Origin of the sequence: Lutibacter citreus, assembly GCF_003260195.1 — a bacterium.
In the GTDB taxonomy this organism is placed as follows: Bacteria; Bacteroidota; Bacteroidia; order Flavobacteriales; family Flavobacteriaceae; genus Lutibacter; species Lutibacter citreus.
Map to the genome: position 1 here is coordinate 149,788 of NZ_QEIH01000004.1, position 14,865 is coordinate 164,652.

At 29.6% G+C, this 14,865-nt stretch carries 15 protein-coding genes; 7 read left to right on the forward strand and 8 right to left on the reverse strand.

Features of this window, described 5'->3' with window-relative positions:
- Nucleotides 1–20 precede the first annotated feature (20 nt).
- Genes arsM through DAD81_RS09675 form a run of 6 tightly spaced genes read right to left on the reverse strand, consistent with a single transcriptional unit; the run spans nt 21 to nt 4,293 of the window.
- On the reverse strand, nt 21–989 hold the full coding sequence (gene arsM / locus DAD81_RS09650; RefSeq protein WP_111708057.1) for an arsenosugar biosynthesis arsenite methyltransferase ArsM: 969 nt from the start codon (nt 987–989) through the stop codon (nt 21–23).
- On the reverse strand, nt 989–1,801 hold the full coding sequence (locus DAD81_RS09655; protein WP_111708058.1) for a purine-nucleoside phosphorylase: 813 nt from the start codon (nt 1,799–1,801) through the stop codon (nt 989–991). The genes arsM and DAD81_RS09655 overlap by 1 nt, the downstream gene beginning before the upstream one ends.
- Nucleotides 1,794–2,396: a TIGR04282 family arsenosugar biosynthesis glycosyltransferase gene (locus tag DAD81_RS09660; RefSeq protein ID WP_111708059.1), complete on the reverse strand. Its 603-nt coding sequence runs from the start codon at nt 2,394–2,396 to the stop codon at nt 1,794–1,796. Before DAD81_RS09660 ends, DAD81_RS09655 begins: the two co-directional genes overlap by 8 nt.
- The gene (locus DAD81_RS09665) at nt 2,386–2,886 is read right to left on the reverse strand and encodes a rhodanese-like domain-containing protein (RefSeq protein WP_111708060.1); all 501 of its coding nucleotides are present in this window, start codon (nt 2,884–2,886) and stop codon (nt 2,386–2,388) included. The genes DAD81_RS09660 and DAD81_RS09665 overlap by 11 nt, the downstream gene beginning before the upstream one ends.
- Before the next feature lie 14 nt (nt 2,887–2,900).
- Nucleotides 2,901–3,956, reverse strand: a complete 1,056-nt coding sequence (gene arsS / locus DAD81_RS09670; protein ID WP_111708061.1) for an arsenosugar biosynthesis radical SAM (seleno)protein ArsS — start codon at nt 3,954–3,956, stop codon at nt 2,901–2,903.
- 1 nt (nt 3,957) lies between these two features.
- The gene (locus DAD81_RS09675; protein WP_111708062.1) at nt 3,958–4,293 is read right to left on the reverse strand and encodes an arsenosugar biosynthesis-associated peroxidase-like protein; all 336 of its coding nucleotides are present in this window, start codon (nt 4,291–4,293) and stop codon (nt 3,958–3,960) included.
- A 259-nt stretch (nt 4,294–4,552) separates the two neighbouring features.
- Between DAD81_RS09675 and DAD81_RS09680 the strand changes: the two genes are divergently transcribed.
- From DAD81_RS09680 to DAD81_RS09690, 3 genes are all read left to right on the forward strand, one after another.
- Nucleotides 4,553–5,362 (forward strand): DUF1853 family protein, encoded by an 810-nt coding sequence (locus DAD81_RS09680; RefSeq protein ID WP_111708063.1) that lies wholly within the window; start codon nt 4,553–4,555, stop codon nt 5,360–5,362.
- Nucleotides 5,363–5,540: 178 nt separating this feature from the next.
- Nucleotides 5,541–6,329 (forward strand): hypothetical protein, encoded by a 789-nt coding sequence (locus DAD81_RS09685; RefSeq protein WP_157961112.1) that lies wholly within the window; start codon nt 5,541–5,543, stop codon nt 6,327–6,329.
- A 118-nt stretch (nt 6,330–6,447) separates the two neighbouring features.
- Nucleotides 6,448–7,248 (forward strand): alpha/beta fold hydrolase, encoded by an 801-nt coding sequence (locus DAD81_RS09690; protein ID WP_111708065.1) that lies wholly within the window; start codon nt 6,448–6,450, stop codon nt 7,246–7,248.
- Nucleotides 7,249–7,252: 4 nt separating this feature from the next.
- Here the strand turns inward: DAD81_RS09690 and DAD81_RS09695 are convergent, their stop codons facing one another.
- A complete protein-coding gene (locus DAD81_RS09695) occupies nt 7,253–7,732 on the reverse strand; it encodes a hypothetical protein (RefSeq protein WP_111708066.1) in 480 nt (159 codons plus the stop codon).
- Nucleotides 7,733–7,866: 134 nt separating this feature from the next.
- Nucleotides 7,867–8,859, reverse strand: coding sequence for a UDP-3-O-(3-hydroxymyristoyl)glucosamine N-acyltransferase (gene lpxD / locus DAD81_RS09700; RefSeq protein WP_111708067.1), 993 nt, complete (start codon nt 8,857–8,859; stop codon nt 7,867–7,869).
- 238 nt (nt 8,860–9,097) lie between these two features.
- On the opposite strand from lpxD, the gene DAD81_RS09705 reads away from it, so the two are divergent.
- From DAD81_RS09705 to DAD81_RS09720, 4 genes are all read left to right on the forward strand, one after another.
- Nucleotides 9,098–11,386, forward strand: a complete 2,289-nt coding sequence (locus tag DAD81_RS09705; RefSeq protein ID WP_111708068.1) for a type IA DNA topoisomerase — start codon at nt 9,098–9,100, stop codon at nt 11,384–11,386.
- Complete coding sequence (locus DAD81_RS09710) at nt 11,373–11,972, forward strand: pseudouridine synthase (protein ID WP_111708069.1); 600 nt, start codon at nt 11,373–11,375, stop codon at nt 11,970–11,972. The genes DAD81_RS09705 and DAD81_RS09710 overlap by 14 nt, the downstream gene beginning before the upstream one ends.
- Before the next feature lie 128 nt (nt 11,973–12,100).
- Complete coding sequence (locus DAD81_RS09715; RefSeq protein WP_179950045.1) at nt 12,101–12,559, forward strand: (2Fe-2S)-binding protein; 459 nt, start codon at nt 12,101–12,103, stop codon at nt 12,557–12,559.
- 2 nt (nt 12,560–12,561) lie between these two features.
- Nucleotides 12,562–14,754: a xanthine dehydrogenase family protein molybdopterin-binding subunit gene (locus DAD81_RS09720; RefSeq protein WP_111708071.1), complete on the forward strand. Its 2,193-nt coding sequence runs from the start codon at nt 12,562–12,564 to the stop codon at nt 14,752–14,754.
- The last annotated feature ends 111 nt before the right edge of the window (nt 14,755–14,865 follow it).

The following is a 14,865-nucleotide window of genomic DNA, read 5'->3' on the forward strand; positions in this document are numbered from 1 at the left end:
CATTTATATTTAATTGTTAATTAACAACAACCTCCACCATCATAATGATATGTAGATTCTGAAATAAAAATATCATCTCTTTCTAAATTTTTCAACGCTTCTGCAGTTTTATCACAAATAGCTAAAGGCTGATTATTTAATAAAACGTGACCTAATTTATCATCAAAATAATCTTCATCACCAAAATATATGGCTGCTTTACCAGTAAAAATACAAGGTCCATCTTCTGGCATTGGATCTTTAATCGCTGCTACTTCAATAGATTCAATATAAATCAATTTGTCTGTAGCATAATTTTTAGGATCCAGAATTCTATAAGGCTTTCTAGCTCTAATTTCTATAGTTCCAAAACCAGCATCTGTTAACATTTTTACATATTCATCAATTGGTAAACTACCACTTAAACATAAGGCACGCAAACGATCATCATTTCTTAAAGTTTCATTCATTGGTTGTTCACAAGTAGGATCGCTCATTACCAATTTACCGTGTGGTTTTAAAACTCTGTACATTTCAGCAATTGCCTTTTTTAAATCTTCGGCCTTAAATATATTGAATAGACAATTTTGAGCTGCCACATCAATTGAATTATCTTCAACAGGTAAATTTAAAGCATCTCCTTTTTTAAGGTCTACAAACTCACTTTTAAACCAAGAGTTTTGTTCTTCTGCAACTTCAAAATTTTTGCGAGAAGCTTCTAACATTTCATCTACAACATCAATACCAACAACGCCATTTTTTTGACGATTGAAATATGAAAACTGTAAAAGCTCCATACCTCCACCAACACCAACATATAGCATTTTAGGATTGTTAGATAAATCACGAGCATGTACGGTACTTCCACAGCCGTAATTCATTTCTTGCATAATTTTAGGAATCTTTAAACCTGGTAATTCCCAAATTGGATTGGTTGTACAGCACAAACCAACATCAGGCGTTAGTGCAGCCTCTTTATATACGTTATGTGTAGTTTCTAAGTAGCTCATTATAATTCTAGTATTAATTCTTTAAAAAGTGTAATCATATTTGGTTCTGCCTTCCCTGCCAAAGCAATAATTTCTGGAATATTTATTGGTTTTAAATTATCCGGATCACATTCATCGGTTAAAACAGTAACTGCAATTGCTTTTAATTTTAGTTGATTGGCAACAATAATTTCGGGCACAGTACTCATTCCAACAGCATCTGCTCCCAATATTTTTATCATTCTATATTCCGAACGTGTTTCCAATTGAGGTCCAACAACACTTGCATAAACACCTTTATGTAATTTTATATTATTTTTTGAAGCAATTTTTTCTAGCTTATTGTTTATTTCAACATCATAAGGCTGATACATATCTACAAAACGCTCGCCTAATTGCTCCACACCTTTAAATGCTAATGGCGAACCACCTTGTAAATTAATATGGTCGTCTATCAACATTAATTCTCCTTTTTTGAAGTTTAAATTAACAGCTCCTGCCGCGTTAGACATTAGCAATGTTTTAATTCCTAATTTTTCTAACACACGTATTGGGTAAGTAATTTCTTGCAAATTATAACCTTCATACAAATGAAAACGCCCTTGCATTACCACTACTTTTTTTTCTCCAAAATTTCCGTAAACAAGTTTACCTTTATGAAACTCTACAGTAGCTTCTGGAAAGTGTGGAATATTGCTATATTCAACTTCATGAATAATTTCAATTTCATTAATTAATTTTCCTAAACCAGTACCTAATACAATTCCAATTTCTGGAGTTTCAAATCCTTTTTGAATTAAATAATCTGCAGTTTCTTTTATTTTCTTAATCATTAATTAACTGTTTAAGTTTTGTATTCTTTTCCAAATCTTCATAGGTATCAATATCATTTAGCACATCTAAAAATGATATTGAATGCTTTTTTAAATCTTGTAATGTATCATTTAAAACTGTTGAAGTTCCCCAATTTTTATATTGAAAAATAGCTTTATTTTCTTTTTTCAATCCTAATAAATAATAACCTCCATCTTGTGCTGGGCCAATTACTACATCATTATTTGTTAGCTTTTCAAAAGCACTATTTATATGTTTTACTTCTAAATCAAATAAATCGCTACCCACAATAACAACATTTTTATAACCGCTTTCAAAGCCATTTTTAAAAGCATTGTACATTCTAATTCCTAAATCTTCTCCTTCTTGCTGGTACTTTTGATAAGCTTCACTCCAACCATCATTATTTCTAATTTTTACTGAATAATAAATAGCCTTATCACAATCTACATTCTCAATAACATTTGCCGTATGTTCTAATAATATTTTATAGGTTTTTAAAGCCGCTTTATCTCCAATAGTTTTTGCTAAACGAGTTTTTACTTTTCCTAATTCAGGATTTCGTGTAAAAACAAGTAGTAAATTATTCTTCATAAATCTTCTCTCCTTTTAACAACCATTGACTCCAATCTTTATTAAACGTGTGTACTTTTTTTGTTTCTTTTCCTTTTGAATTTACCAAAGGTTTTTCATTATTACTCCATTCAAAAATACCGCCGTATAAATTATAAACATTGGTATAACCAGCATCTTTAATTTTTTTGGCAATAGTTTCGGACCTAATTCCTAATGAACAATACACTACAATTTTTTGGTTCTTATCTTCAATATTTTTAGTTATATCTTTTATGTTGAAGTGATCATAACCCACCAAAACAGCATTGTTTAAATGACTTGTTTTAAATTCTTTTGGCTCACGAGAATCTAACAACACGACACTTGTATCTTTTGACAATTCTTCAACATTTATATACGGAATACTATGATCGTTATGTTTGTCTAACACTTTTTGTAACGTTTCTTGTGCATTTCCAAATTGAAAAACTAAAACAACTACAGCCATAAAAGTTATAACTTTCTTCATACTAAAATTTTAAATTAAACTACTGCTCCTTGACAACTACTACCTGTACCTGCTGTACAACCATAGCAATGTTGCGATGTGATAATGGTTCTTTTACTTAACAAATCTTCATTAAAAGTACTTATGTGTTTAGATTCGCTTGCAACTTTTAAATTCAACATTTGATTAAAATCACAATCGTATAACCAACCGTCCCAACTTACCGAAATTGTATTGGTACACATTACATTTTTTACGGCTTCAGGATTGTACGCATCAACCAACTCTGTCATATAATCTTCATAATTCTCTGAAGCAATTAAATAATCTAAAAATCGGCTGATTGGTAAATTAGTAATGGCAAATAAACTGTGAAACTGAATATTAAAATCTTCCTTTAAAGCCTTTTTAAATTTATTTTCTAATCCCATCTGATCACCTGGTAAAAATGCACCTGAAGGATTGTAAACTAAATCTAACTTCAATTTAGAATTTGGCATTCCGTAACCAACAACATTCAACATTTCTAATGCTTCAATAGACTTACTAAAAACTCCATTTCCACGTTGTTTATCCGTTTTACCTTGTGTCCAATGAGGCATTGATGATACAACATGAACATTGTGTTTTTTAAAAAACTCAGGTAAATGATGATATTTTTTGTTAGATGTTATAATTGTTAGGTTAGAACGTACAATAAAATCTTTAATTCCAACCTTTGATGCCTCTTCTACAAACCATTCAAAATTAGGGTTCATTTCTGGTGCTCCACCAGTTAAATCAAGAGTATGAGCACTTGTAGTTTTTATAACTTCTAAACATTGCTGCATAGTTTCTTTTGTCATAATTTCCTGTCTATCTGGACCGGCATCTACATGACAATGTGCACAAACTTGGTTACACATATACCCCAAATTTATTTGTAAAATTTCGAGTTGTTTCGACTTTATAGGAAACTGATTTGTTAAGGCTACAGACTCTTTAAATGTTAGTAACTCACCACTTTTAAAAATCCCGTTTGAAAGAATTTCTAATTGCCTTTTACTATCTGCTAAACTATTAGCTCTTTTTTTAAGCGATTTTAATGCCATACTACATATCTAATTTATTCACTTTATTCATCATTTGAACACCGTGAACTAAAGTTGCTCCACTTTTTATAGCTGCTCCAACGTGAATTGCTTCCATCATTTCTTCTTTAGTAACGCCACGCTGTAAGCCATCTTTTGTATACGCATCAATACAATATGGGCATTGCTCTGTATGCGCAACAGCTAAAGCTATTAAAGATTTTTCACGAGCTGTTAAAGCTCCTTCTTCAAACACTTTTCCGTAGTATTCAAAAAATTTTTCTCCTAAATCTTTACTCCAGTCTGTTATTTTTCCAAATTTTCGCAAATCTGCTGGATCATAATAAGTCTTCGACATATTTTTATTTTTGTGGTTCTATACTATTATTAGTACGTGAATTTTTGATAAGTTTACAACTAAACTAAATAAATTTAAAGTTATAACTTAATTAATTAAAATTTGTTTAAGATGACGTCCAAAATCTGTCATTATAAATGTCTGAAAGGAAATAAAGAATCCCAACTCAATAAAGCGTAAGATTCATTGCTTTGCCTCAAAATGACAACCGAAATCTAATTCATCTGATTTCAATAACAAAAAATAGAAAATCTATAAAATGAATTCAAAAAACATCCAGTTACAATATGAAGGATATTTTAATACCCCACTATTATGGAAATCAATTAATATTTTTGGAATTGAACAATTACAATTACCCGAAATTCCTTTAAATATTTTTAATTATAAACAAATCCCAAACACACGTTTGGGTAAAAGAGTAGAGCAATTTGTTTTTAATCATTTAGAACAGATTCCTTATATAGAAATTCTAAAAACAAATATTCAAATTCAAAACAAAACAATAACTGTTGGTGAAATTGATTGTCTCTTGCTTAAAAACAATGCTCCTATTCATTTAGAAATTGTATATAAGTTTTATTTATATGATCCCAAAGTTGGAAATAATGAATTAGATCATTGGATTGGTCCAAATAGAAAGGATAGTTTGGTTACCAAATTAACAAAACTTAAGGACAAACAGTTACCAATTTTATTTAAAAAACATACAAACGAATTACTCAATAATTTAAATTATGAAGCTCAAGATTTCACTCAAAAAGTAATTTTTAAAGCGCAATTATTTGTTCCATTAAAACTTAAGAATAATTCTTTCAAAGAAATAAATAACGATTGCATTTATGGGTTTTATATTAATATAAATCAACTTAAACAATTTGAAAAATGTAAATTTTACATTCCGTCTAAATTAAATTGGCTACTTGAAGTTCAAACCCAAACAAATTGGATTAATTATGAATCTTTTAAATTGCAAATTATTAAATACCTTGAGCAAAAAACAGCTCCATTATGTTGGTTGAAACACCCTAACGGAACTTTACAAAAGTTTTTTACTGTTTGGTGGTAATTACTTTCCTCTTAAATACAGGGCTTTTAGCACGAAAAACAACCTTTTTATTTAATTTATTTAAAATCCTCTATAAAACATAGGTAACAAAAAACTGCTCTTGTTTATATAATTGTATAAAACAAATGATACTATAAAATATCATTCAATAATTAAACCAATTTTAAAATATACAATTATGAAAACTATTACTAAAAATTTCAGAAAAGCAATTTCAAAATCAGTAATTCTATTTGCTATTATTGCAACTTTTACATCTTGCGAAAAAGATGAAACTTTGGAGCAATTAGATCATTCAAGTGCAAAAGAAAAAGAAACTAGTTTCAACTTTGACCAGTTTGGTATTACCCATAACAATTACTTAAATTATGTTTGGAATATTAAGAATAATAAAAACCATGAAGCAAGGTTTAAACAAGGCTTATCATTTTATGATAAAACTTTTGGAAGCTTCAATATTGGTTTGCGTTTTGAAGACGTAAAAAACAACATCCCATTTCATACAAAAAGAGTCTCAAGCATTTTAGAAGGAAACTATAGAGCAAAAACAGAACAATTAAGTCCTGCAATGACAACTTTCTTAGATAAATTAGCTCAAATTTCAAAAGAGTCATTAGATAACAAATTAACAGTACAAGAATTTGAAAAAATAATCTCAAATTATGAAAATGAAATTCGTAAAAACAATATTATAAATATAAATCTAGAAAAAGGTATTTCAAATGATGGAGCTAGTATGTTAGCTATTTGTTCTATCTTAAAATACAGTACAAAATACTGGTCTGCTTTTGGAAATGATGGTAACGAAGGTGATGACCAACCACTTGCAAGAGGAAAAATAAAGAGAGCTTTAGCCGATGCTTGGGGCTATGTTTCTGCTTGGACTAATAATGGAGACGGAAGTTATTCTTGGGATCACGGTTCTGCTCTTGTAAATGCAGATTGTGTTTCAGATAGTGTTAGATAACAATCAAAATCATTAAACTATAACATCCTATAAAAAAAGGTTTTGAGATTTATTCAAAACCTTTTTTTATTTTAATTACTTTTGCTATTCATCTAAAAATCAAATTTTAAGTATTTAAATGCTAAACTATACAGAGTATAAACATAAAACTTCGAAAGAATGGGTAACATTTGTTCATGGAGCTGGAGGTAGTTCTTCCATTTGGTTTAAACAAATTAGAAGTTTTAGCAAAAATTTTAATGTATTAGTTTTAGATTTAAGAGGTCATGGAAATAGTAAACCTGCCTTAAAAGACACATTTAAAGATGAATATACTTTTGATGCAATAACAAATGATATTGTAGATGTTTTAAATCATTTAAACATAAAAAAATCTCACTTTTCAGGAATTTCTTTAGGAACAATTTTAATTAGAAATTTAGCCGAAAAACACCCAAAACGTGTTTTAAGTATGATTATGGGAGGTGCAATAATGCAATTAAACCTTAAATCTCAAATATTAATGAAAGTTGGGGTTTTATGTAAATCTATTGTACCATATTTGGTATTATATAAACTATTTGCTTTTATAATAATGCCTCGGAAAAATCATAAAAAATCACGTTTAATTTTTGTAAATGAAGCTAAAAAACTATACCAAAAAGAATTTATTAGGTGGTTTAAACTAACTTCAGAAATTAATCCTCTACTCAGCTTTTTTAGAGCAAAAGACACTGAAATCCCTACATTTTATATAATGGGTGAAGAAGATCACTTATTTTTACCAGCAGTAAAAAAGGTAGTTTCTCTACATTTAAAATCCTCTTTATTGGTAATAAAAAATTGTGGTCATGTTGTAAATATAGAACAAGCTCAAATTTTTAATAATGAGTCTATAAACTTTATTAAAAAACTTGAACTTGTTGCAGTAAAATCTTAATTCTTTATTTGGGCCACTTTATAGTGTCTTCATCAATAAAAATTGGTGACCATTGAATTTCATCTAATTGGCCATTTGAAATCCAAAAATTTAAAGATTTTTCTTCAATTTCAATTACTTTTTGATCTTCATTATCATTTTCTGAACAATCTTCGAGATAAATTTTACCAAAATCAAACTCATCTAATTGATTTACTAATTTTAACTCTTTAAATCCAATTAAGGAAACTTCTTCCAATTCATAAAAATCTGAAGAAACAGAAAGCATCATTAATTTCCAATCTTCAGCTTCATCAAAACTAATAGATAAAAATAATTCATCATATTCCCAAGATTCTGTTGAATCATTATCAGATTCTGAATGAGAGTATTTATCAATAAAAGAAGGTTCTCCAATTAATTCTTTAACTTCCTCTCTTGTCATTCCAAATTTCAAAAAACCAAGTCCATAACCTGGCTTAATTTCTTTTAATTCTTTAAGCATATCATTTATTTAATTTATTCATTTTCAGCAAATATAAATTAATTTCTGAAACTTATATGTTCAATTATTTATTGAAATTAAAAAATAATTTTCTGTTCATTTTTAATTTACATTGAATAATAATAAAATGGTTTTTAAGCTTTTCCTAACTTTTTTAAAGCAACCCATTGTCTAAACATATCACGAGCATCAGTTGCTGGATAACCAACCACAGTCTTTCCTGCTGGAACGTCGTTCATAACACCGGATCCTCCTCCTACAACAGCACCTGAATGAATAGTTAAATGATCTTTTATGGATGAACTCCCTCCAATCATAACGCCATCTCCTAAAGTTACAGAACCCGCTAAACCACTGCTTCCAGCCATAATACAAGAACGACCTAATACACAATTATGAGCTATTTGAACTAAATTATCTATTTTACAACCATCTCCTATTATTGTTGAACTAAATTTAGCTCGGTCTACTGTAGAATTTGCACCAATTTCAACTCCATTCCCAATTACTACATTTCCTATATGCGGTATTTTCACCAATCCTCTTCCATCTTCACTTGGACGGTATCCAAAACCATCTGCACCAATACTTACATTGGCATGAAAAATACAATAACTTCCTATTTCACTTCTTTCACGTATAACCGTTCCAGACCAAATTATTGTACCGTCCCCTATTTTAGTTTCATCAAAAATGGTAACATTTGGATATATAACAACATTATTTCCTAAAACAACATCTTTACCTATAAAGCAATTTGCCCCAATTTTACAGCCTTCACCAATTTTTGCCGATTTATCTATTACAGCACTTGAATGTATTTCAACTTCAAACTGAGGAGGAGCTGGATTAAACGCTTCTAATAAAACCGCCATAGCTAAATCTGCATTTTTTACTTTTATAAATGCTCTATCCTTTCCTGGTTCAATTTTTATAGTATCATTAACTATTGCAATTCTAGATTTTGAATCCTCCCATAAACCAACAAATTTATTACTTCCAATGAAACTAATTTGCTCACTAGTTGCTTTTTTTAATTCTTCTGGACCGCTAATTATCGCATCCGAAGATCCAACTATTTCACCTTTTAATAAGGCATTAATTTCTTGTAGTGTAAATTTTATCATTTATGTTTATTATTGGAATATTTATTTTATTATTAAATTGAGTATTTTTTAAATATAGAGGAATAAATTAAATAACAGATTATTTATTTTATAAATATTTAAAATATCTGCTTTCACTATTATAATTTGCTTATAAACCTTGTAAATATCTTCAACAAATAATATTGAGTAAATAAAATTATTGCCTTAAATTTTCCATAAAAATTAGTACTTTGCATTCTTTAAAAATAAATTATAAATGAAGGTTTGTATTGCTGAAAAGCCAAGTGTTGCCCGAGAAATTGCTACCGTATTAAGAGCCAACACAAAACGCGATGGTTATTTTGAAGGCAATGGTTATGCTGTAACTTATACTTTCGGACATTTATGTACACTCTTTGAACCAAATGATTATAAACCACATTGGAAAAGTTGGGATTTAAACAACCTTCCAATGCTCCCTGAAAAATTTGAGACCAAAGTTGTTAACAATGCTGGAATTATAAAACAATTTAATATTGTAAAAAGTTTATTTGATAAAGCAGATGTAATTATAAATTGTGGTGATGCGGGGCAAGAAGGAGAATTAATACAACGTTGGGTAATTAATCAAGCTAATTATAAAGGGAAAATTGAACGCTTATGGATTTCTTCATTAACTACAGAAGCCATAAAAGAAGGTTTTCAAAACTTAAAGCCTTCAGAAAATTATGATAATTTATATTATGCTGGATTTTCAAGAGCTATTGGAGATTGGCTTTTAGGAATGAATGCAACACGCTTATACACTGTTAAGCATGGCGGTTACAAACAAGTACTTTCAGTTGGTAGAGTTCAAACACCAACATTAGCAATGGTTGTTAATAGATTTAAGGAAATTGAAAATTTTAACCCTCAACCTTATTGGGAGCTACAAACTCTTTATAGAGATATACTTTTTAATTGTGAAGAAGGTCGTTTCTTAAAAAAAGAAGAAGGTGAATCATTTGCTAATAAAGTTAAAGAAAGTGATTTTGAAATTATTTCTATTACAAAAAAGAAAGGTAAAGAATATGCTCCAAAGCTATTTGATTTAACTGGTTTACAAGTTTATTGCAATAATAAATTTGGATTTTCAGCTGATGAAACTTTAAAAATAGTTCAGAAATTATATGAGCAAAAAGTAGTTACGTATCCTAGAGTTGATACCACATTTTTACCAAATGATGTGTATCCTAAAGTGGAAGGAATTTTAAAAAACTTAACAAAATACAGTACTTTAACACAACCCTTATTAGGTAAAAAGATAAAAAAATCAAGTAAAGTTTTTAATGATAAAAAAGTAACCGATCACCACGCAATTATTCCTACAGGAGTTCAAATAAATCTGCAATACAACCAACAACAAGTTTACGATATAATTACAAAACGGTTTATCGCTGTTTTTTATGACGATTGTTCTGTTGCAAATACTGCAGTTATAGGAAAGGCAGATGATGTTACATTTAGAACTACCGGAAAAGAGATATTAGCTAAAGGCTGGAGAGCTGTATTTGAAACTCCTGGAGTAGAAAAAAAAGAAACCGGAATTTTACCAACTTTTAATAAAGGTGAAAAAGGTTCTCATATTCCATCATTTTTAGAAAAACAAACCAAACCTCCAAATATTTTTACTGAAGCTACACTTTTAAGAGCTATGGAAACAGCTGGTAAACAAGTAGATGATGAGGATTTACGTGAAGTAATGAAAGAAAATGGAATTGGTAGACCTTCAACTAGAGCAAACATTATAGAAACGCTGTTTAAGAGAAAATATATTTATAGAAATAAAAAACAAATTTTACCTACCGAAACGGGTATTCAACTTATAGATATCATTCAAAATGAATTATTAAAATCTGCTGAACTTACTGGTAGATGGGAAAAAAGATTAAAAGAAATTGAGAAAGGAAAATTCAACGCTGGAACTTTCATTAAAAACATGAAAAAAATGGTTGACGATTTGGTATACGAGGTTCGTTCAGAAACTAAAAGAGCTAATATTTCTTCTCAAAAAACAAAAAGCACTTCTATAAAAAAAACTGTAAAAAAAGGAATTTCAGCAGAGAAATGCCCTAAATGTAAAAAAGGAACTATTTTAAAAGGTAAAAATGCTTATGGATGTAGTAACTATAATAATGGATGCCATTTTCTATTACCTTTTTCATTTTTAGATAAAAAAATATCAGAAAACCAATATATTAGGCTTCTTAAAAAAGGATGTACCGTTAACTTAAAAGGTTTTAAATCTGAAACAGGAAATCTAGAAGGATTGCTTCGTTTTGATGAAAATTTTAAACTAAAAATAGAACCAAAACAATCTAAAACAACTTCAGAAAAAATACCGGATAAAATTATCTGCCCAAAATGTAAAAAAGGCACTGTGTTAAAAGGTAAATCAGCTTACGGATGCAGCAACTATAAAAATGGTTGCGATTTTGTATTTAGCTTTGATGATATAAAAAGAAAAGCAGCAGATAAACCTCTAACAAAAGAACTTGTCTTCCAAATTTTAAATGGAAACCTATAATATTTTGCACAAACATTTTATAATATTTAAACCTTTTGGTTATTTAAGTCAGTTTGTTAATAATGAACAACGAAAAAATAGAAAAAAACTATTAGGTGAGTTATATAATTTTCCTGAAGGAATAATGGCTATTGGAAGACTTGATGAACCATCTGAAGGTATATTACTACTTACTACTGATGGAAAAATGAGTGAAACCATTAGAAGTTCTAAAATTGAAAAAGAATATTATGCCCAAGTTGATGGTATTATTTCTGAAGAAGAAGTTTTTAAGCTTCAAAACGGTGTGGAAATTGGACTTGAAGGAAAAAAATATATGACTAAACCATGTAATGCCTTCAAACTAGATTCTATTCCCAATTTACCAGTAAGAGGGAAAAAAATTAGAGATGAACGTCACGGACCAACAAGTTGGGTTTCTATAACTTTAAAAGAAGGTAAATTTAGACAAGTTCGTAAAATGACTTCAGCTGTTGGTTTCCCTACACTCCGCTTAGTTAGAGTTAGAATTGGCGCACTAAAAATAAACAATATGCAACCTGGAGAGGTAATTGAGACTGATGATTTATTAAATTCAGAAAATTAATAAATTTTAATTACTTCTAATTTATAGTTTTCAATTAATAATCTTTAAAAACAGGCTTCTTAAGAAAAGTAGGTTTCGTAAAAATTACCTACATTGCTATTTTAAGATTAACTACTAATTAAATTATAATGATTACACTTAGCATTAATGGGGAAAAACATATAATTGATGTTTCTCCCGAAATGCCACTTTTGTGGGCTATAAGAGATATTATTGGATTAACCGGAACAAAATATGGTTGTGGAAAAGGTTTATGCGGCTCGTGTAAAGTTTTACTAGATAATTCTCCTGTTCAATCTTGTATAATTCCTATTTCTGCAGCTCAAGGAAAAGAAATATTAACTATTGAAGGCGAATCTAAAAACCTACAATTATTGCAAGAGTCTTGGGTAGAACTAAATGTTCCCCAATGTGGTTTTTGCCAGCCAGGGCAACTTATAGCGGCTACAGCTCTTTTAGATAAAAATGAAAATCCATCCGATACAGAAATTGACGACGCTATGATTGGTAATATTTGCCGTTGTGGAACTTATCAACGCATAAAAAAAGCAATTAATAGAACTGTTCAACTAAAAAAACAATCCTAATTATGAATACTATAAAAAATATTAGTCGTAGAGGTTTTGTTAAAAGTATAGGTTTGGCTTCTGGAGGTTTAATATTAGCTTGTAATACTTCCATTTTTTCTGACAAAGAAATAAAACCAGAAAATTTAATAAATTTTAATCCAAATTTATTTGTTCAATTAAACTCAGATGGTAGTTTAACATTAGTAGCATCTCGGTCCGAAATGGGAAATGGAGTTAGAACATCTTTACCTTCAATAATTGCAGATGAAATGGATGCAGACTGGACAAGAGTTTCAGTAAAACAAGGTACAGGAGATTCAAAATATGGTGATCAAAATACAGATGGTTCTAGAAGTATTAGATACTTATTTGATCCTATGCGAAAAATGGGAGCTATGGCAAAATCTATGTTAATTACTGCTGCGTCTCAAAAATGGCAAGTTCCAACAAATGAATGTAGCGCTGAAAATCATTTTATTTTACATTCTAGTGGTAAAAAAATAGGTTTTGGAGATTTAGTTGAAATCGCAAAAACACTTAAAACACCAGATGAAAATAGTTTAACATTTAAAGATCCTAAAGATTATAAATATATAGGAAAACATCTTAGAAGTGTAGATGCTGAAGATTATGTTTTAGGAAAAGCAACTTTTGGAATTGATAAAAAAATTCCGAATATGAAATACGTAGCAATTGAAAGATGCCCAGTAACCTTTGGAACCGTTAAATCATTTGATAAAACCGAAGCTTTAAAAATCCCCGGTGTTGAGAAAATTATTGAAATTCCTAGAATTGAAAGACCATTTGGTGCATTGGGAGGTGTTGCTGTAATTGCTTCAAATACTTGGGCTGCGTTTAAAGGGAAAGAAGCTTTAAAAATTGAATGGAATTTAAAAGATAATCAAAATTATAATTCAGATAAGTACATGAATGAGATTACTAAAAACGTTCATAAAAACGGTAAAGTAATCAAGGATAAAGGAAATATTAATAAGGCTTTTAAAGATGCTTCAAAAATTATAGAAAGTACATTTCAACTACCTCATTTAATACATGCCCCAATGGAAGTCCCTACCGCTACTGCGTGGGTACAAGGCGATAAATGCGAGGTATGGGCATCAACTCAAACTCCACAGAGCGCGAGAAAAGAAGTAGTTGAATATTTAAAAACTACAGAAGATAAGGTTACTATAAATGTTACACTTCTTGGTGGAGGTTTTGGAAGAAAATCAAAACCTGATTATGTTATTGAAGCTGTTATTGCTTCAAAATTAATTGGTGCTCCCGCTCAAGTAGTTTGGACTAGAGAAGATGAAATTAAACATGGTTATTATCATACGGTCAGTGCGCAGTACTTAAAAGCTTCATTAAACAAAAAAGGAAAAGTAACAGGTTGGCTTCATCGGTTTGCTTTACCTTCAATTTCCTCTACTTTTGTATCAGGTGTTGAATACGCTTCTAGTGGTGAAAGTGGTGCCGCTACCAATTTACCTTTTAATATTGAAAATCACAAAGTAGAAATTGGTAAAGCTCCTGCACATGTTCGCATTGGTTGGCTTCGTTCAGTAATAAATATTCCTCACGGATTTGCTATAAATGTTTTTGCTGATGAATTAGCATATGAAGCTAAAAAAGATCCATTAGAATTTAGATTAAACTTAATAGGAGAAGATAGAATATTAATGCCTAAAGCTAAAATTAAATTTAATACTGCCAGACTAAAAAATGTATTAAAAATTGCAGCAAAAAATGCTGAATGGGATAAAGAACTACCAAACGGACATGCATTTGGTTTGGCTGTTCATTATAGTTTCTTCTCTTATGTAGCATCCATTGTTGAAGTTTCTTTGATTAACGGTAAAGTTAAAGTTCATAATATTTTCACTGTAATTGATTGTGGAATTGTTGTTAATAGAGATACTGTTATAGCACAAATGGAGGGGGCAGCAATGTTTGGATTATCTTTGACATATTATGGTAAAATTACAGCTAAAGATGGTGCTATTGAGCAAGGTAATTTCCATGATTATAAAATACTTCGTATTAATGAAGCTCCAAAAATACATGTTGAAATTGTAGAAAGTACTGAAAACCCAAGTGGTGTTGGCGAACCAGGCGTTCCTGTAATTGCTCCAGCAATTGTAAATGCAATATTTAAACTTAACGGTAAAAGATATTATAATTTGCCACTAACAGATCATGATTTGGTTTAAAAACAACATATAATTTAATAAATATTAAAATTATCACCTACACAAAAAGCCTGTCAAAATATCTATAATAAAATTTTGACAGGCTTTTGTGTACAATATGAAAATCTTTTT